The sequence below is a fragment of the Micromonospora desertarenae genome, from assembly GCF_056150265.1.
The window spans coordinates 96,783-114,617 of record NZ_JAXCFQ010000004.1 but is presented as its reverse complement, the minus strand read 5'-3'; the positions used below and the strand labels follow the sequence as shown (position 1 = coordinate 114,617).

Genomic DNA, 17,835 nt, shown 5'->3' with positions numbered 1-17,835 from the left:
TGCACACCGAGGCATCAGCCGGTATGGTCCGGGCCTATGGGACAGGAGACGGCCGGTCCGGCGGAGATCCAGCAGGATTCCGAGCGGTTCTCGTTACGCAGCAGCCTCCTCGTCCCGGCTCCGGCCGCGCAGGCGTTCGCGGTGTTCACCGGGGCGCTGACCGACTGGTGGGTGACCGAGTACACCTGGTCCGGGCCGGCGCACCTGGCGGAGCTGGGGATCGAGCCGCGGGCCGGCGGCATGCTCTACGAGATCGGCCCGTACGGCTTCCGCAGCGACTGGGGCCGGGTGCTGACCTGGGACCCGCCCCGGCGGCTGGTGTTCACCTGGCAGATCGGCGCCGACCGGGTGCCGGTGCCGGACCCGTCCCGGGCCAGCGAGGTGGAGGTCCTCTTCCATCCGGAAGGGCCGGCGCGGACCCTGGTCGAGGTCGCGCACCGGCACTTCGACCGGCACGGCGACGCCGCCGAGGGCTACCGGGAGGCACTCACCGCCGGCTGGCACGAACTGCTCTCCCGCTACGCCGCCTCGGTCGGCCGGCACGCCGACCTGAGCTGACCCGGGGCTCAGCGGCCCGGGCACGGCCGGGCATCGAAGGCAGGTGCCACCCGGCACCGCGCCCGGTTCAGCGGCCCAGACCGGGCCGGCCGCCGGGGCCGGGGACCACCGGGCCGCCCAGGTCGGCGCGGCGACCGGCGGCCGCACCGGAGCCGAATCCGGATCCGGCCAACCGGCGCGGCGGCGCGGTACGCAGCCGCGGGTAGACCTCGGCGAGGCGCCGCTGCACCCGGTCGGACCGGTCCGCGAGCACCAGCGCGACCGAGCCGCCACCCGCCTCGGTGGCCGCGCCCTCCTCGGCGGCGCGCAGCCGGCCGGCGACGACCTGCGCGAAGCCGGCCAGCCAGGACCGCCGGTACGCGGCCGGGTGCTCGCCGGCCGGCACCACCTCGGCGGCCAGCCCGTGCGCCGCCTGCACCAGCAGCGAGGTGAAGAGCAGTTCCACCCGCTCCAGGTCGCTGGCGAAGCCGAACAGGTGCATCGCGAACCCGCTGCCCTGGCGGCGGCGTACGCAGCGGCAGCGCAGCGGTTCGGCGACCGCGGCGAGCAGACCGGCCTTGTCCCGGGCGTACGGGGCGACGACCTCGACCACCCGGTCGCCGACCGGGTCGGTGGCCGGGTCACGGGCGGCGAGCAGCGCCCGGTCCATGCCGTAGCGGGCGATCAACTCGGTGGCCTTGGCGGTGAACGCGGCCGCCTCGGCCGGCGTGCAGGCCGGGTCCTCGGCCTGGGCCAGCAGCTTGCGCACCTTGCTCAGCATGGCCTCGGACATGCCCACAGGCCTATCACGGCGGGCCGACTCACCGACCGCCGCGCCCGAGGCCCGGCCGGCCGCGCCAGCAGGTCGCCACGACCGGGCCGCGCCAGCAGGTCACCACGACCGGCGCGCGGACGGCTCGGCCGACGGCCGCGCGGAACCGGCTCAACCGGCTCGGTGGCGCAGCGTGGCGACCGTCGAGCCGGCGAGGGTGAGCAGGCAGTCCGAGAGCAGACCGTCGGCGGCGGCCGCGCCGAACAGGGCCTCGCCGGTGTCCGCGTCGGCGTTGGCGTACGCGCTGACGAAGCGGGCCACCCAGCGGGTGTCGTAGCCGGCCTGGTCGATGCCGGGGAAGTCCAGCGCGCACGCCCCGGGCGGCACCTCGTCGCCCACCATCGCGGCGGCCAGACACCACGCCACCCCGTACGCGCCGGCCAGGCCGGACCGGTCGACCACCGCGTCGAACGTGCCCACCACCGCGTCGCCGTCGCCGGCCAGCGCGGAGTGGAGCACGGCGGCCGCGTCGTCGCGGATCTGCTGTGGTGAGTTCGTCACGCACCGCACAGTAGAGGGACGGGTCAAGCCACCACCTTCGGCCCCTCGTCACTCTGCGTAGGCAACGCCGTCTACCAGCGGATTGACGGGGCTCCACGGTCCCGCGGTTCGGGCCGGCACGCTAATGTGCGCAACGGACCTTCGCCGGAGGAAGGACGACCATGCTCAAGTCACGCGCCTCGCGGGCAGCCACCCTGGCCGCCTGCGCGACGTTCCTGCTCGCCACCAGCGCATGCGGGACCGACCAGCCCGAGGAGACGACCACCCACCAGGTGCGCCTCTACGGGACCGACGGCAACATGCTCAACTCGTACCCAGCCGAGTTGAAGGAGCGGGCCAATCTGGTCGACGGCATGAAGGGCACCACGCCGCTCACGCCGCTGCCGGAGGACTTCAAGAACCGGCTACGCACCGTGGACCCGAAGCTGACCGACTTCCTCTACTCCGCCGAGGCGTACGACGCGGTCGTCATCAGCTCGCTGGCCGCCCAGCTGGCCGGCACCACCAACCCGGCCGCCATCGCCAAGCAGATCGTCGGCGTCACCAACGGCGGCCAGCGCTGCGAGGACCCGGCGAGCTGCCTCGCGCTGGCCCGCAACGGCCAGGACATCGAGTACCGCAGCGTCTCGCTGACCCGGGCGGGCTTCACCGACGCCGGTGAGCCGGCCACCGCCAGCTACGCCACCCTGCACTTCGACGGCCAGCAGCTCAACGACGGCAAGACCGAGTTCGTCGGGGCCGGCGACGAGTCCGCGGCCAGCAGCAAGGCGCCGCCGAAGGCGAAGAAGCAGCGGGGCAAGGCCCCGGACGCCCCGCTGGTGCTGGGCGGCCTGCTGCCGAAGACCGGTGACCTGTCCCTGGCCAACCCGCCGATCGCGGCCGGCGCGGCGCTGGCCCTGGAGGAGATCAACGCGGCCGGCGGCGTGCTCGGCAAGCCGGTGACCTGGATCGACGGCGACGACGGCACCAACCCGGACGTGGCCAAGGCCACCGTGGCCCGGCACGTCGAGGCCGGCGTGCACGTCATCATCGGTGCCGGTGGTTCCGGCATCTCCCGGGCCGTGCTGCCGGACGTGGTGCAGGCCGGCCTGGTGATGATCTCTCCGTCCAACACCGACGCCAGCCTGACCGAGGTGGACGACAAGGGCCTCTACTTCCGTACCGCGCCGCCGGACAGCCTCCAGGGGCGCGCACTCGCGGACGTGATACTGCGCGACGGTCCCCGCAAGATCGCGCTGGTCGCCCGGAAGGACTCCTACGGCGAGGGCCTCCAGGGCAACGTCCGGGAGGAGCTGGAGCGGGCCGGCTTCGGCGCCGACCGGGTCAAGCTGCTCACCTACGACCCGCCGGAGGACGCCAAGGCCGCGCCGGTCGACTTCACCGCCGGGGCGAAGGAGATCAAGGACTTCGGCGCCGAGGCCGTGCTGATCATCGGCTTCGCCGAGTCGGCGCAGGTGATCCGGGCGCTGGCGGACGCCGGGGTGCAGATCCGGCACTGACCGCCGCCCAGTCGCGGGACGGCCGCACCGGTTGACCGGTGCGGCCGTCGTCGTTGCGTGGTCAGCGCGGGCGACGCCGCTCGAGGAACTCGGTCATCCGCCGGTGCTTCTCCTCGTCCTCGAAGAGCACCGCCTGACTGACCAGGTCGAGCTGGGGGTGCGCGGCGGCCGGCGCGTCGACCGCCAGCTTCGTCAGCCGCAGCGCCAGCGCGGACCCCTTGGCCATCTCGTCGATCAGGCCGTGCGCCGCCGGCAGCAGCTCGCCGGGCTCGGCCACCACCCGGTTGACCAGCCCGATCCGCAGCGCCTCCGCGGCGTCCACCCGGCGCCCGGTGAAGAGCAGTTCCTTGGCCCGGGCCTCGCCGACCAGCGCCGGCAGCCGGTGGGTCGCGCCGGCGCCGGCCAGGATGCCCAACCGCACCTCCGGCTGGCCGAAGACCGCGCGCTCCGTGCAGACCCGCAGATCGCAGGCGTACGCCAGCTCGGCGCCGCCGCCCAGCGCCGGGCCGTCCACCGCCGCCACGGTCGGCATCGGCAGCGCCCGGATCCGGGCGAACGCCGCCGAGTTGATCGCGGCCAGCGCCTCCAGCCGGCCGCGCTCGCGCAGCTGCCCGATGTCCGCCCCGCCGGCGAAGATGCCGTCCGTCCCGCCGGTGAGCAGCAACAGCCGGGGGCGCGCCTCCAGCTCGGCGCAGACGGCGTGCAGCGCGGCGATCAGGTCGGCGTCGATCGCGTTGCGTTTCTCCGGCCGGTCGAGCGTGACCACCAGCCGGTCCGGGTGCTCCTCGACCCGCAGGCCGGCACCGTTGGCCGCGGTCACCGTGCCACCCTCGTTCGCGACTGCGGGGCTCGCAGAACCGGCTCACTCCCCGCGCTCACGCCTTCACCCCGTTCTCCCAGCGGTAGAAGCCCTGCCCGGACTTCTTGCCCAGCCGCCCGTCGGCCACCATCTCCACCAGCAGTGGCGGCGGCGCGAACCGGTCCCCGTACGCGGCCTGGAGGGTGCGCGCGATGTCCAGCCGCACGTCCAGTCCGACCAGGTCGGTGAGTTCCAGCGGGCCGACCGGGTGCCGGTAGCCGAGCACCATCGCCTTGTCGATGTCGGCCGGGGAGGCCACCCCGTCGGCCACCATCCGGATCGCCTCCAGGCCGAGGGTGACGCCGAGCCGGGAGGTGGCGAAGCCCGGCATGTCGCGTACCACGACCGGGTCCTTGCCCAGCCGGCCGGCGAGCGCGACGGCCGCGGCGGTGGTCTCCGCCGCGGTGGCCGGGCCGACCACGACCTCCAGCAGCGCCATCGCCCAGACCGGGTTGAAGAAGTGCAGCCCGAGGAAGCGCTCCGGCCGGGCCAGGCCGGTGGCCAGCTCGGCGATCGGGATGCTGGAGGTGTTGCTGCCCAGCAGCGCCGGGTGCAGCGCCTCGGCGTCGCGCAGCACCGACCGCTTGAGGTCGAGCCGTTCCGGCACCGCCTCCACCACCACGTCCGGTCCCCCGGCCACCTCGGCCAGGGTGGCGCGGAGGGTGACCCGCGCCCGGTCGTCCGCCGCCCGGTCGGCGGTCAGCTTGCCGCGCCGCACCGCCCGGTCCCACAGCTCGCCGAGCCGCGTCATGGCCGCCGCACCCCGGTCGGGGTCGACCTCCACCAGCTCGACGGCGTGCCCGGCGCCCGCCGCCACGTACGCGATGCCCAGCCCCATCGTGCCGGCACCCACCACGACGAACCGATCGCTCACCACCTGACGCTCGCTCATGGTGCGACCCTATGGGCCCCGGGTGCGCCGGCACGCGTGGGGGCGCGGCGGATCGGGTACAGACGGCGGTCAACCGAGGGAAGGACCAGTGGAGATGAGCCAGGCACCGGAGGGCGTCGCGGGCGCGGAGACCACCGAGACCGTGGAGACCCGCGGGGACGAGCGGGTGGAGCTGCTGCGCGCCGACACCAACAACGACGGCCGCACCGACGTGTGGGTGGTGGACACCGACGGCGACGGCAAGCCCGACCTGTTCCAGTTCGACACCGACCACGACGGCAAGGTCGACGTCACCATGGTCGACCTCGACGAGGACGGCACTCCGGACGAGGTGATCGACGGCGACGGCGGCCTGCCGCCCGAGCAGTTGCCGCCGACCGTCCAGGTCTGACCGACCGCCCGGGCTCCCGCCGCCCGGCGGGGGCCCGTCCGCGTCAGCCGGCCAGCCGGAGCGTGGCCAGGTAGTACGGGGCGTCCCGGTCGTCCACGTCGGCCAGTCGCCAGGCGGTGCCCCGCACCAGCGTGCCGAGTTCGTCCGGGGAGCAGACCAGGTAGTCGAACCACGGGGTGCCCAGCTCCCGGTAGCGCAGCCGCAACCGCAGCTGGCCGCCGAGCCGGCCCCGCCGGCGGTTGTGTTCGTGGTAGCCGGTGTGCACCGGGTCGCGGGTGCCGTACGGGTCGGTGCCGTGCGCGATCACCTGCGCGCCCGGGCGGGCCAGTGCGGCGAGCGCGGCCAGGAACGCCGGGGCGCGCTCCCGCCCTTCGAGCAGACCGAGATTGTTGCCCAGCAGCAAGAACGTGTCGTACCGCCGGCCGTCGGCGACGTGTTCGTCGACCGTGCCGTGCACCAGGTCGCGTACGCCCCGACGCCGGCACACGCCCAGCGCCCCGGCCGAGGTGTCCAACCCGGTCACCGGCACGCCCCGGTCCTGCAACTCCAGCGCGATCCGGCCGGCGCCCACGCCGACGTCCAGGGTGGCGCCCCGCACCCGGTCCACCGCCCGCCGGTCGTACGGCTGCCAGCCGGCGGGACCGTCCAGGTAGTGCGCGGCGGGCGCACCGTTGACCAACCCGTCGTCGCGTTCGATGATCTCGATGACCGGCCGTGGCAGCCGCCCGCCGGCCAGGGGCCGCGGACCGACCCCGGTGGCCACCGCGTACGCGTCGCGCAGCAGTTCACCGAAGACGTCACCGATCCGTGGCTCACCCGTCACGGGCTTCACGCTATCCGGCCGGTCAGTCAACCGCGCGGTCGTATCCTGGCGGCGTGACCACGTTGGACCGCCTGGCGGCGGAGAAGTACCTGCTGCTCACCACCTTCCGCAAGGACGGCCGGGCGGTGGCGACCCCGGTCTGGGCGGTCCGCGACGGCGACGCGCTGGCGGTGTGGACGGCGGCGAACTCCGGCAAGGTGAAGCGGATCCGGCGCAGCGGCGAGGTCACCGTGGCCCCGTGCGACGTGCGGGGCCGGCCGCACGGCGAGGCGGTGCCCGGCCACGCCACCCTCTGCGACCCGGCCGGGACCCGCCGGATCCGCGGTCTCATCAAGCAGAAGTACCGGCTGCTCGGCCGGCTCTCGTTGCTCGGCAGCCGGTTGCGCCGGGGCGAGGGCGGGACGGTCGGCGTCCGGGTCACGCTGGCCGGCTGAGCAGTCCCCGGACGTGACGAGGGGGCGGTGGATCGCTCCACCGCCCCCTCGGGCAGTTCGTCTGCTGGCTCCCGGCCGTCAGTCCCCCTGGCGCTGCTGGGGGATCTGCCCCTGCAGCAGGGCCCTGACCTCCGACTCGCGGTAACGGCGGTGGCCACCGAGGGTCCGGATGGCGCTGAGCTTGCCAGCCTTGGCCCACCGGGTCACCGTCTTCGGGTCGACACGGAACATCGACGCCACCTCGGCCGGCGTGAGTAGCGGCTCTGGTTCGTGCGTTCGCGATGCCATCGGTCACTCCTCCACATGTATAGACATCGGCCGGGGTCCCGCCGGCCGACGCGTCTCCCATGGTCCGGCTAGTCCCCGATGTCCGACATGGGCCGAACGGCCGAACGTCCCTAGACGGACGGATGAACCATGCCCGATTTATGCGACTTTTACACGGCAGAAAGTACCTTATTCGGACTCATGATCACGGTTCGTGATGCGCTAGCTACGAGTCTTGCTCGCCTTGGGCGCGCTCCCTGACCGGTTGGTGATCAGTTGCACCTTTCCAGCAACTGCACCGCGCGCCACCGGGCCACCAGCTTGTCGTACGCCGCGGACGCCTCCTCGGCCTCGCCCCGGGACAGCCCGGCCAGCCCCGCCGCGACCAGTTCGGGCGAGTCGTCGGCGGCCAGCGTCTCGTCGGAGAGCAGCTCGACCAGGCCGCCGTAGTCCAGTTCGACCACCGAGCGCGGGTGGAACTCCTCCAGCCAGCGGGCGGCCTCCTCGACCGCCTCGGTGATCGGCGCCTCGCCGACCGACTTGCGCAGCACGGCCAGCGCCCGGGACGACCGCCGCCGGGCCTTGGAGATCTCCGTCCGGTAGCGCAGCGCCCGCCGCCCGGGCCGGGTGACCAGGTCTCGCTCGGCCGGCTCGAAGAGTACGAACCAGCGCAGCGGCACGCCCCAGGTGGCCACCTGCTCGTGCACCCGGGGGACGCCGTGCTCCAGCACCCGGGCGCCGCTGCGCCAGTCCTCCACCACCGCCTTGGCCTGGCCGGCCAGCACCGGCGGCACGAACGCGTCGGCGAGCACCGGAGGCACCCCGTCGCGGGCGCTCAGCGCCGCCTCGGCCACCCGGATGCGCAGGTTCCAGGGGCAGACCAGCAGCGTGTCGTCCGTCTCCAGGACGTACGCCTCGTCCGGCGGATCGGGCAGCCGGGTCCACCCGGCGCCGAGCGCCTCGATCACCGACGTCCGTTGCCGGCCCGGGCCCTCGACCGGGGCGACCGCCCGGCCCTGTTCGACGTAGCGCCGCCAGTACGACTGGCGGTCCCGGTCGAAGGCGGTCAGCGGCTCGTACACGCGCAGGTATGAAGCGAAGAGCGACGGCACGGCGCGATCCTCCCACGAATCGGGACCCGAGCGCCGTCGCGCCGCCCCCCACGTGCCTGGGGCGACCGGACGGCGTCGGCCGATACTAGGCTCAGCGGCACCGGCAGCATCCCCGCCGGCGTCCCACCAGGTCCGCGCCCCACAAGGACGCACACCGACACAGGAGCAAGCCATGGGCGTATTCGCCAGCACCGACGACCCGGGATCGACCGGTCACGAACAGGTGGTGTTCTGCCAGGACAAGCAGACCGGCCTGAAGGCGATCATCGGCATCTACTCCACCGCGCTGGGGCCCGCGCTCGGCGGCACCCGGTTCTACCCGTACGACAGCGAGGAGGCCGCCCTCGCCGACGTGCTCGACCTGTCCCGCGGGATGGCGTACAAGAACGCCCTCGCCGGGCTGGACCTGGGCGGTGGCAAGGCGGTCATCTGGGGTGATCCCGAGCAGATCAAGACCGAGGCGCTGCTGCGCGCGTACGGCCGTTTCGTGGAGTCGCTGGCCGGGCGCTACTACACCGCCTGCGACGTCGGCACCTACGTCGCCGACATGGACGTGATCGCCCGCGAGACGAGCTACGTCACCGGGCGCAGCGTGGAGCACGGCGGTGCCGGCGACTCCTCGATCCTCACCGCCTGGGGCGTGTTCCAGGGCATGCGGGCCGCCGCCGAGCACGTCTGGGGCGTCCCGACGCTGCACGGCCGGCGGGTCGGCGTGGCCGGCCTGGGCAAGGTCGGCAAGTACCTGGTCGGCCACCTGCTCGACGACGGCGCCGAGGTGGTGGCCACCGACGTCAACCCGAAGGCGCTGGAGTGGGCCCGCACCACCCACCCGCAGGTCACCCTGGTCGACGACGCCGCCATGCTGGTCGCCGCCGACATCGACGTGTACGCCCCGTGCGCGCTGGGCGGCGCGCTCAACGACGACACGGTGCCGGCGCTGCGCGCGAAGGTGGTCGCCGGTGCGGCCAACAACCAGCTCGCCCACCCGGGCATCGAGAAGCTCCTCGCCGACCGGGGCATCCTCTACGCCCCCGACTACGTGGTGAACGCCGGCGGTGTGATCCAGGTCGCCGACGAGATCGAGGGCTTCAACTTCGAGCGGGCCAAGCTGCGGGCCACCCGGATCTACGACACCACCCGGGAGATCCTCCAGCTCGCCGACGCCGAGGGCGTGCCGCCGGCGGTCGCCGCCGACCGGCTGGCCGAGCGGCGGATGGCCGAGGTCGGCCGGCTGCGCACGATCCACCTGCGCTGACCCGTCAGCCGGGGGGCGGGCCGCGCCGGTTCCGCCCCCGGGCCCGGGCACCCCGTTAAGCTGGGAATCGGGTCGGTTCGTGGGGATTCGTCCGGTGTCATGGGTGCTGCCAGCACCACTCCTTACCGGGTACACTGTGTGACGACCGGACAACCGCGACGCGCAGGGCCGGTCGACGGTAACCCGAGGTGCCGAACGGTGGCATCCCCATGTACCGTAAGAGCCACGAGAGATGCCTGACGTCATCGGGGCCCGCCTTCGGGCTGCCCCGCATTCTGTGCGAGGGGGTCGAGCCATGGGGCGCGGCCGTGCTAAGGCCAAGCAGACGAAGGTGGCCCGGGAGTTGAAGTACCACTCCCCGAACACCGACCTCACCGCCTTGCAGCGCGAGTTGGCGGGTGCTGGTAAGTCTGAGCACAACTTCGACGACGACTACAAAGAGTATGTCGACGACGATGATGAGGATCACGCGGACGAGGACCCGGACACCTGGGTCCGTCCGACCCGCTGACCTCTCCGGTCGCAGCTGAGCACGCGGTAGCCTCCCGCGTGCTCACGCATGTGCCCATCGAGCGGCACCACGACCGACGATCAGGGACCTGACTGCGCCGGAGGCAACTCCGGTCGATCGGCAGGTCCCTGATCCCGGTCCGCCTCAGCGGGGCCGGTTGTTCCAGTTGTAGAACGTCGGGATGTTCTCGAAGTGGTTCCAGGCGCAGACCGCGCTGGCACCGTCGCCGCCCGCCACCTCCGCCCGTAGCCGTCGCGCGTTCTCGGCCTCCTGGAGCAGCGCGGTGAGCCCCGGGGCGGCCTCCCGCACCCGCTCGGCAACCCCGTCCGGGGCGACACCGGCCACGCGCTCAGGCTGCCGGTGACTCGTGGTCTCGGGCATGCTCCAACACTCCCTCCAGTAGGCGGATCTTGCTGTTGCGGCAGTGCTCGGTCTCCGTACCGTCAAAACGCCCCAGCTCGAAGTAGCGGTTGGCCGCGTGACCGCCACCACAGAAGCCGAAGTATGGGCAGGACGAACGGCACGCCTCGACGCCGGTCAGGAACTCACCCACCCAGGCCGTGCCGGCCGCTCCGGCCAGGATCTCGGCCAGCGGCGTGGCCAGCACGTTGCCGCTGCTGAAGTCGCCGTACCGGGCATCGGTGAAGCCGGCCAGCTCCGGCGAGAGCACGGTCACCGAGCCGTCGTGGCCGATGGTGGGGATCGGGTCCAGCCGGCGCGGCAACAGGTCGTCGGCGGTGCCGTCCAGCACCGCCGCGGCGTACCGCAGCGACCACTCGACCTCCCGCAGGTGGATCCGCGGGTCCCGGCGCCAGGCCGCCACCAGTTCCGCCCAGAAGGCGGTCACCACCCCGGCGTCGTGGGCGTTGCCGCGGGTGTTGACCCCCTCGGTCTCCTCGATGTTCACGCCGAGCACGTCGCAGCCGAGCCCGAGGAAGTAGTCGTACAGCTCGGTGGCCCGACCCGGCTCCGGGCGGCTCACCACCGCCAGCGCCGAGAAGGGCAGGCCGTGGCGGCGCAGCGCGGCCACCCCGCGCAGGATCCGGTCGTACGCCGGCCGGCCCGCCCGGGTCACCCGGTCGCCGTTGCGCTCCCGCGGCCCGTCCACGCTCACGCTCACCCGCACCCGGTGCTCGGCGAAGAACGCGCACCAGGCGTCGTCGATCAGCGTCGCGTTGGTCTGGATGTGGTGCTCGACCTGCGGCCCGAACGGCGCGAACAGCGCGGCCAGGTGCTCCCGGCCGGCCGCCAGGGGCTCGCCGCCGTGCCACACCACCGAGAACCGGCCGGCCGCGGCCCACGGGTTCACCGACGCCGCCACCGCCTCGGCCACCGGCACGGCCATCCGCCGGTCCGCCGCCCGGAATGGCAGATAGCAGTACGCGCAATCCAGGTTGCAGAGGGTGGTGGGCTGCATCACGACGTACGACGGAACGGCGGCCAGGCCGCGCATTCCGCTGAACGACTGTCCCCGAGCAGCCATCGCCCTCCTCCGCTGTGCCTGAGGGTGCCCTTCAGGCTAGGCGGCCATGGCCACTCGGGTGAAGCCCTGATCAGGTGCCCGTACGATCACCAGAGCGTGATCATCCGCGGGTGTGGTGACCGATCATCTGCACGTTGCCGGAACCCTCGATGATCTCGCCGGCCTGCCACGCGTCGACGCCCCGGCCGGTCAGCGTGGCCAGCGCGCGGTCGGCGTCCTCCGCCGACACGATGGCGAACATGCCCACGCCCATGTTGAAGGTCGCCTCCATCTCCGGGTCCTCGATCCGGCCCTTGGCCTGGATCAGGTCGAAGATCGGCTGCGGCTTCCAGGTCGAGCGGTTGACCACGGCGTCGACGTGCTCCGGCAGGACCCGGACCAGATTGCCCGGGATGCCGCCGCCGGTGACGTGGGCCAGCGCCCGCACCTCGGCCTCGGCGATCAGCTTGAGGCAGTCCTGCGCGTAGATCTTGGTCGGGGTGAGCAGCTCCTCGCCGAGCGTCCGCTGCCGGCCGAAGTCCTCGATCACCACGTCCAGCCGCATCCGGCCGGCCCCGAGCAGCACGTGCCGCACCAGGGAGTAGCCGTTGGAGTGCAGGCCGGAGGAGCGCATCGCGATGACCACGTCGCCCACCTCGACCCGCTCCGGGCTGAGGATCTCGCTCTCCTCCACCACGCCGACGCCGGTGGCGGAGATGTCGTACTCGTCCGGCCGGAGCACGCCCGGGTGCTCGGCGGTCTCGCCGCCCAGCAGCGCGCAGCCGGCGTACCGGCAGCCGTCGGCGATGCCCGCGCCGATCTCGGCGACCTTGTCCGGCACGACTTCGCCGGTGGCGATGTAGTCGAGCAGGAAGAGCGGCTCCGCGCCACACGCCACCAGGTCGTCGACGACCATCGCGACCAGGTCGATGCCGACCGTGTCGTGGATGTCCATCTGCTGGGCGATCACCAGCTTGGTGCCCACGCCGTCGGTGGACGAGGCCAGGATCGGGTTCTTGTACTTCTTGGTGTCCAGCCGGAACAGGCCGGCGAAGCCACCCAGGTCGCCCAGCACCTCGGGCCGCCGGGTCTGACGCACCTTGGACTTCAGCAGCTCGACCGCGCGGTCGCCCGCCTCGATCGACACGCCGGCGTCCGCGTAGGAGACCGACCGTTTGCGCGCCTGGCGGCCGGCGCCGGCCGTCCACGGCTGGCGCTCGCCGCCGGCGCCGGTCGGGCTGCTTCCTGCGCCGCTGCGCTCGGACACGTGCGTCACGGTTCTCCCCTTTGTGGTTCTCGGCGCCCTGGCGGTGGCCGGGGCCCCGGGTGGTGCTACGGGCGGTGTGCGGTCGCGCCGCCCGGAGTGGCGACGAGTGGCGGGGTGCTGTTGTCCAGGGCGTCCGGGGTCGTGTTCGCGACCCGACGGCCCACCCCTTCGAGCACGTGCTTGCCGATCAGGTTGCCGGCCGGCAGCTCGATCGGGTACTCCCCGTCGAAGCAGGCGCGGCAGAGCCGGGTCTTCGGCTGTTCGGTGGCGGCGATCAGCCCGGGCAGCGACACGTAGCCGAGCGTGTCGGCGCCGATCGAGCGGCGGACGCCCTCGGTGTCGAGGCCGTTGGCCAGCAGCTCGGCGCGGGTGGCGAAGTCGATGCCGTAGAAGCACGGCCACTTGACCGGCGGCGAGGAGATGCGCACGTGCACCTCCAGCGCGCCGGCCTCGCGCAGCATCCGGACGATCGCCCGCTGGGTGTTGCCGCGCACGATCGAGTCGTCGACCACGACCAGCCGCTTGCCGCGGACGTTCTGCCGCAGCGGGTTGAGCTTGAGCCGGATGCCGAGCTGGCGCAGGGTCTGCGACGGCTGGATGAAGGTCCGCCCGACGTACGGGTTCTTCATCAGGCCGGCGCCGTAGGTGATGCCGGACTCCTCGGCGTAGCCGATCGCCGCCGGGGTGCCCGACTCCGGCACCGGGATCACCAGGTCGGCCTCGACCGGGTGCTCCTTGGCCAGTTGGCGGCCGATCTGCACCCGGGCGGCGTGCACGTTGCGACCGGCGATGGTGGCGTCCGGGCGGGCGATGTAGACGTACTCGAAGAGGCAGCCCTTGGGCTCCGGGACGGCGAACCGGGTGGACCGCAGCCCGTCCTCGTCGATCGCGATCAGCTCGCCGGGCTCCACCTCACGCACCACGCTGGCGCCGACGATGTCCAGCGCCGCGGTCTCGCTGGCCACCACCCAGCCGCGCTCCAAGCGGCCGAGCACCAGCGGGCGTACGCCGTGCGCGTCGCGGGCCGCGTAGAGCGTCGACTCGTCCATGAAGACGAAGCTGAACGCACCGCGCAGCTGCGGCAGCACCTCCAGCGCGGCCGCCTCGACGGAGAGGTCGGGGCGGCTGGCCAGCAGCATGGTCACCAGCGAGGTGTCGTTGGTCGAGCCGTCCGCGACCAGGCCCCGCTCGGCCACCTCGCGCTGGAGCTCGGCGGTGTTGACCAGGTTGCCGTTGTGGGCCAGCGCGATGGTCGTGCCGGAACTGGTGGACCGGATGGTCGGCTGGGCGTTCTCCCAGGTCGAGCCGCCGGTGGTGGAGTAGCGGGCGTGCCCGATCGCGACGTGCCCGCGCAGGCTGGCCAGGGTCGGTTCGTCGAAGACCTGGGCGACCAGGCCGAGATCCTTGTAGACCACCACGCCGGAGCCGTCGCTGACCGCGATGCCGGCCGCCTCCTGACCGCGGTGCTGGAGCGCGTAGAGCCCGAAGTAGGTGAGGTTGGCGACCTCCTCCCCGGGCGCCCAGACGCCGAAGACGCCGCACGCGTCCTGCGGGCCGGGTCGTTGGGGGTCAAGGTCGTGGCTCAGCCGGCCGTCGCCTCGGGGCACCTGCCGCTCCCTCATGCTGATCTGGACTGGCCTGGCGGATCACGGGGGCGACCCACACGTCTCGGCCGGGACCTTCGTCGTCGCCTGACAGTGTACGCGAATCGGTGTCGATACAGAAAGTCACGAAACCGCTCCGGTCCGTTACCTAGATCGCTTCGCCGTCCGCGTGCAACGGCAGAAATTCGGAAAGATCTGCCCGGATCCCACTCACCGACACGCGACCCTCCGTAACCGCCCGCGCCCAGGTGAGCCGGCCCGTCGCCAGCTCCAGCCAGGCGCGGGGATCCATCTCCACCACGTTCGGTGGGGTGCCACGGGTGTGTCGGGGACCGGAAATGCACTGAACTGCACCGTAAGGTGGGACACGCACCTCCACCGATCGGCCGGGGGCGCGGTCCGCGAGGGCGGTCAACAGGGCACGGACCGCCTCTCGGAGGACCGGTCGTTCGGGGGTACGCCCCTCGTCGAGCGCCGACAACGCCGCCGTCACCGCGGCGGACTTAATGTGCGGAGAGGACACCACGGGACGATACGACTCGCCCGGAGCCGGCCGGACGCTGGCCCTGGGTCGCGCCGATCCGGTCAGACAAGGCATAGTTGCCGACGGCGTATTCGTACCGTGATGATCCCCGGCCCGGCGCCCGCCGGTCCAGGGAAGTCAGCCCGGAAGGCGGTGGACGTGTCAACACACCGACGAGCCTGGAAGCAGCGGGCCGGTGTGGTCGTGGCGCTGGTCGTCGGCGCCCTGCTCGCCGTCCCCGCCACACCCGCTCAGGCCGCGCGCATCACCAAGTCTGGCAACTCGGTCACCATCGACGCCGGCCGCAGCGGCAGCGTGGAGGTCGAGGTCTCCGGGGAGATCGGTGAGGACTCCGCCAGGATCAGTGTCACCGGCCTGCCGAGCGGCGTGCAGTGCACCGGGGGTTGCGGAGACGTCAACTTCGACGGCGTACCGCCGAAGGCCACGGTCACCCTCACCTTGACGGCGAGCGCGAACGCCCCGGCGGCGAACGGCACCCGGGCGACCATCCGGGTCGAGGGCAACGGGACCGACTCGGCTTCGCTCAGCGTCACCGTCAAGGCGGCGGCCCCGCCCGAGGTGCAGACCGTCCGGTCGGTTTCCGGCAAGGTGGTCAAGCAGGCCGACGGCACCGCGGTGCCGAACGCCGTGGTGATGCTCCAGGACGGCAACGGCAAGCGCACCGAGACGATCAGCGACGACAGCGGCAACTTCCGGTTCACCGGCACCAGCGACAAGCCGATCGCCCCGGGCCGGCTGGCCCTCGGCGCGAGCTTCGACAACATCGTCGCCACCAAGAGCTTCACCGCCAACGCCGGCCAGAGCATCACCAACCAACGGCTGTCCCTGGCGATCAAGGTCGAGGTGACGCCGAGCGCCACCCCGTCGGCCACCGCCGAGGCGCTGCCCACGGAGGAGGCCACCGACGAGACCGCCGAGGAGACGCCGGAGGCGACGGCGGGCGCGGCGAACAACGCCAGCAACTCCGACGGCGGCGGCATGGGCTCGTACCTGATCATCCTGCTCGGCGGCCTGCTGGTCGCGGCGGGTGTCGGCACCATCGTGCTGCTCTGGATGAAGCGCCGGGAGAACACCGACGACGCCGACGGGGACGCCCCGGTGGGTGCCGCCGCCGGCGCCGGCGCCGTCCCGGCCGCGCGGGGCGGCTACCGGGGCGTGGACGACCAGACCCGGGTGGTCAACGGGGTCGGGGCCGGACCGGACCGGACAATGGTTGCCGGCGGCGGTTCGCTCGCCGACGCGCCGACGATGATGCACCGGCCGGTGGTCGACGACGTGCCGCCGGACCCGTACGGGGCCCCGCCGCAGCCGTACGGCGCCGCGAGCCCGCAGTCGGGCTGGGCGGGCGCCGGCTACGGCGACGAGCCGGGCGGCCCGGGTGGCTACGGCGGCGGTTACGGCAACGCGCCCTCGTCCGGCGGTGGCTACGGCAACGCCCCGTCCTCCGGCGGCGGTTACGGCAACGCCCCCTCGTCCGGCGGCGGTTACGGCAACGCCCCCTCCTCGGGTGGCGGCTACGGCAGCCGGGACTACGGCGCGCCGGCCGGTGGCGCGGCGGGCTACCAGCCCAACGGCGGCGGCTACGGCGACCGGTACGACGAGCCGACCGGCCGGTACACCGGCGACGCCACCCAGTACCCGGCGCCCGCCGACCCGTACGCGACCGGCACCTACCAGCCCGACCAGGGCGGCTACGGCCAGTCCGACCCGGCCCCGTACGGCCGGGGCGGCGAGCCGACCGGCGGCTACGACCAGGGCGGCTACGGCCAGTCCGACCCGGCTCCCTACGGCCGGGGCGGCGAGCCGACCGGCGCCTACGACCAGGGCGGCTACGGCCAGCAGGGCGGCTACCGCCAGGAGCCGCCGACCCAGCGTGGCGGCTACGACGGCGGCTACGACCAGGGCGGCTACGGTCAGCAGGGCGGTTACGGCCAGGAGCCGCCGACCCAGCGCGGTGGCTACGACGGCGGCTACGACCAGGGCGGCGGCTACTACGGCGACCAGCCGCAGGGCGGGCGTGGCCGGCCGGACGGCCCGCCGCCGCAGGACCGGGGCGGTCGCCGGCTGGACTGGCTGGACGACTGACCGCCCGGGCCACCGCGGCCCGCAAGGAACACGAAAAAGGCCGCCCGGTCGACCGGGCGGCCTTTTCGGTTCGCGCTGTCGCCGTGGAGCGCCCCAGCGGTCTGGGGGCAGAGCGCGGAGGGAGTGCGCCGCAGGGATGCGCCGCCAACGCGGCTGGGCCGCGCCGAGCGCGCGGCCGGAGGTCGGCGCGCCGGGACGCGGTCAGGCGGCGGAGAAGACGCCGTGGCGGAGCACCGGCACCACGTCCGACACCCCGACCTGTACCGCGATCTCGACGTCCTGGGCGAAGCCGCCCTCGACCAGTTCCCGGCCCGAGACGCAGCCCCGGACGGCGGCCGGCACGTCCGGGGTGCTGGCCAGCGCGGCGAGCGCCATGGCCGCCTCCACGGAGAGCCCGCCCGGCACGTTCGACACGGCGTCGAGCACGCAGGCCGCGCCGAGCTGGTCCTCCACCGAGGGTCGCAGCGACCCGTCCGGCCAGCGTTCGCCGGCGGCGACCACCCCCACCGGCGCGTCCGTCGAGCCGTACCCCTGTCGCTGGAGCCAGCGCCCGACGGCGCGGGCGTTGCGCAGGCAGCCCGCGACCACCGGCAGGCCGGTGGCGCTGGCCGCGGCGCTGATCGCCGAACCGTTCGGCGAGGGCAGCACCAGGTCGGCGACGACCGGGGCGGTGCTCAGCGCCGCCGGGGAGAGCGACCACGGCTGCTCGGGCGTGGTCTTCCGGCGACCCACGGCGGCGACCGCACCGACCCGGCGCGCGTACTCGGCGGCCTGCTCGCCCCACGGGAACGGGTGCACCCGCATGCCGCGGCCGACCGCCACCTCGACGGCGGTGGTGAACGAGAGCACGTCCACCACCACCAGCACCGCGCAGACCCGGCCGAGTTCGGCCGCCCCGCTCAGGCCCCAGTCGAACCGGGCGCCCGAGCCGGGCTGCGCGTAGACCGCCGCGGCCAACGC

The 17,835-nt window shown here is 73.4% G+C and carries 20 protein-coding genes; 7 read left to right on the top strand and 13 right to left on the bottom strand.

Translation table 11 applies throughout. The annotated features are described in order from the left end of the window. Nucleotides 1-36 precede the first annotated feature (36 nt). Nucleotides 37-558, top strand: a complete 522-nt coding sequence (locus SM577_RS09275; protein ID WP_474586687.1) for an SRPBCC family protein — start codon at nt 37-39, stop codon at nt 556-558. 67 nt (nt 559-625) lie between these two features. On the opposite strand, the gene SM577_RS09270 is transcribed toward SM577_RS09275, so the two are convergent. Continuing rightward, on the bottom strand, nt 626-1,330 hold the full coding sequence (locus SM577_RS09270) for a DUF2786 domain-containing protein (protein ID WP_302920891.1): 705 nt from the start codon (nt 1,328-1,330) through the stop codon (nt 626-628). Nucleotides 1,331-1,480: 150 nt separating this feature from the next. Next, nucleotides 1,481-1,870: a hypothetical protein gene (locus tag SM577_RS09265; RefSeq protein ID WP_302920890.1), complete on the bottom strand. Its 390-nt coding sequence runs from the start codon at nt 1,868-1,870 to the stop codon at nt 1,481-1,483. A gap of 161 nt (nt 1,871-2,031) precedes the next feature. On the opposite strand from SM577_RS09265, the gene SM577_RS09260 reads away from it, so the two are divergent. Next, nucleotides 2,032-3,369 (top strand): ABC transporter substrate-binding protein, encoded by a 1,338-nt coding sequence (locus SM577_RS09260; RefSeq protein WP_302920889.1) that lies wholly within the window; start codon nt 2,032-2,034, stop codon nt 3,367-3,369. Nucleotides 3,370-3,430: 61 nt separating this feature from the next. Here SM577_RS09260 and SM577_RS09255 read toward each other — a convergent pair whose 3' ends face one another. Next, the gene (locus tag SM577_RS09255; protein ID WP_474586686.1) at nt 3,431-4,189 is read right to left on the bottom strand and encodes an enoyl-CoA hydratase/isomerase family protein; all 759 of its coding nucleotides are present in this window, start codon (nt 4,187-4,189) and stop codon (nt 3,431-3,433) included. Between the two features lie 55 nt (nt 4,190-4,244). Next, nucleotides 4,245-5,102: a 3-hydroxyacyl-CoA dehydrogenase family protein gene (locus SM577_RS09250; RefSeq protein WP_474586868.1), complete on the bottom strand. Its 858-nt coding sequence runs from the start codon at nt 5,100-5,102 to the stop codon at nt 4,245-4,247. A 112-nt stretch (nt 5,103-5,214) separates the two neighbouring features. On the opposite strand from SM577_RS09250, the gene SM577_RS09245 reads away from it, so the two are divergent. Further along, nucleotides 5,215-5,511 (top strand): hypothetical protein, encoded by a 297-nt coding sequence (locus SM577_RS09245; RefSeq protein ID WP_302920887.1) that lies wholly within the window; start codon nt 5,215-5,217, stop codon nt 5,509-5,511. Nucleotides 5,512-5,554: 43 nt separating this feature from the next. On the opposite strand, the gene SM577_RS09240 is transcribed toward SM577_RS09245, so the two are convergent. Next, nucleotides 5,555-6,334 (bottom strand): class I SAM-dependent methyltransferase, encoded by a 780-nt coding sequence (locus SM577_RS09240; protein ID WP_302920886.1) that lies wholly within the window; start codon nt 6,332-6,334, stop codon nt 5,555-5,557. A gap of 53 nt (nt 6,335-6,387) precedes the next feature. Between SM577_RS09240 and SM577_RS09235 the strand changes: the two genes are divergently transcribed. Beyond that, nucleotides 6,388-6,768, top strand: a complete 381-nt coding sequence (locus SM577_RS09235) for a PPOX class F420-dependent oxidoreductase (protein ID WP_302920885.1) — start codon at nt 6,388-6,390, stop codon at nt 6,766-6,768. Between the two features lie 78 nt (nt 6,769-6,846). Here the strand turns inward: SM577_RS09235 and SM577_RS09230 are convergent, their stop codons facing one another. Together SM577_RS09230 and SM577_RS09225 are read right to left on the bottom strand one after the other, a co-directional pair. Further along, complete coding sequence (locus SM577_RS09230) at nt 6,847-7,056, bottom strand: BldC family transcriptional regulator (RefSeq protein ID WP_007073996.1); 210 nt, start codon at nt 7,054-7,056, stop codon at nt 6,847-6,849. Between the two features lie 251 nt (nt 7,057-7,307). Then, nucleotides 7,308-8,147 carry a DUF8083 family protein gene (locus tag SM577_RS09225; RefSeq protein WP_302920884.1) on the bottom strand — a complete coding sequence of 280 codons (840 nt, stop codon included), beginning with the start codon at nt 8,145-8,147 and terminating at the stop codon, nt 7,308-7,310. Between the two features lie 172 nt (nt 8,148-8,319). Between SM577_RS09225 and SM577_RS09220 the strand changes: the two genes are divergently transcribed. Together SM577_RS09220 and SM577_RS09215 are read left to right on the top strand one after the other, a co-directional pair. After that, nucleotides 8,320-9,402, top strand: coding sequence for a Glu/Leu/Phe/Val family dehydrogenase (locus SM577_RS09220; RefSeq protein WP_474580084.1), 1,083 nt, complete (start codon nt 8,320-8,322; stop codon nt 9,400-9,402). A gap of 295 nt (nt 9,403-9,697) precedes the next feature. Beyond that, nucleotides 9,698-9,913, top strand: coding sequence for a DUF3073 domain-containing protein (locus SM577_RS09215; RefSeq protein ID WP_088996883.1), 216 nt, complete (start codon nt 9,698-9,700; stop codon nt 9,911-9,913). Nucleotides 9,914-10,057: 144 nt separating this feature from the next. Here the strand turns inward: SM577_RS09215 and amcA are convergent, their stop codons facing one another. From amcA to SM577_RS09190, 5 genes are all read right to left on the bottom strand, one after another. Next, a complete protein-coding gene (gene amcA, locus SM577_RS09210; protein ID WP_302920882.1) occupies nt 10,058-10,294 on the bottom strand; it encodes a multiple cyclophane-containing RiPP AmcA in 237 nt (78 codons plus the stop codon). After that, nucleotides 10,263-11,366: a cyclophane-forming radical SAM peptide maturase AmcB gene (amcB, locus tag SM577_RS09205; protein ID WP_302921025.1), complete on the bottom strand. Its 1,104-nt coding sequence runs from the start codon at nt 11,364-11,366 to the stop codon at nt 10,263-10,265. The genes amcA and amcB overlap by 32 nt, the downstream gene beginning before the upstream one ends. 130 nt (nt 11,367-11,496) lie before the next feature. Further along, a complete protein-coding gene (purM, locus tag SM577_RS09200; protein ID WP_088996880.1) occupies nt 11,497-12,651 on the bottom strand; it encodes a phosphoribosylformylglycinamidine cyclo-ligase in 1,155 nt (384 codons plus the stop codon). A 56-nt stretch (nt 12,652-12,707) separates the two neighbouring features. Beyond that, the gene (gene purF / locus SM577_RS09195) at nt 12,708-14,249 is read right to left on the bottom strand and encodes an amidophosphoribosyltransferase (RefSeq protein ID WP_302920881.1); all 1,542 of its coding nucleotides are present in this window, start codon (nt 14,247-14,249) and stop codon (nt 12,708-12,710) included. 145 nt (nt 14,250-14,394) lie between these two features. After that, nucleotides 14,395-14,739 carry a sterol carrier family protein gene (locus SM577_RS09190; RefSeq protein ID WP_474586867.1) on the bottom strand — a complete coding sequence of 115 codons (345 nt, stop codon included), beginning with the start codon at nt 14,737-14,739 and terminating at the stop codon, nt 14,395-14,397. Nucleotides 14,740-14,928: 189 nt separating this feature from the next. Here SM577_RS09190 and SM577_RS09185 point away from each other — a divergent pair, with 189 nt between their 5' ends. After that, nucleotides 14,929-16,875 carry a carboxypeptidase-like regulatory domain-containing protein gene (locus SM577_RS09185; RefSeq protein ID WP_474586685.1) on the top strand — a complete coding sequence of 649 codons (1,947 nt, stop codon included), beginning with the start codon at nt 14,929-14,931 and terminating at the stop codon, nt 16,873-16,875. A 201-nt stretch (nt 16,876-17,076) separates the two neighbouring features. Here SM577_RS09185 and SM577_RS09180 read toward each other — a convergent pair whose 3' ends face one another. After that, nucleotides 17,077-17,832 carry a 2-phosphosulfolactate phosphatase gene (locus tag SM577_RS09180; protein WP_474586866.1) on the bottom strand — a complete coding sequence of 252 codons (756 nt, stop codon included), beginning with the start codon at nt 17,830-17,832 and terminating at the stop codon, nt 17,077-17,079. Nucleotides 17,833-17,835 lie beyond the last annotated feature (3 nt).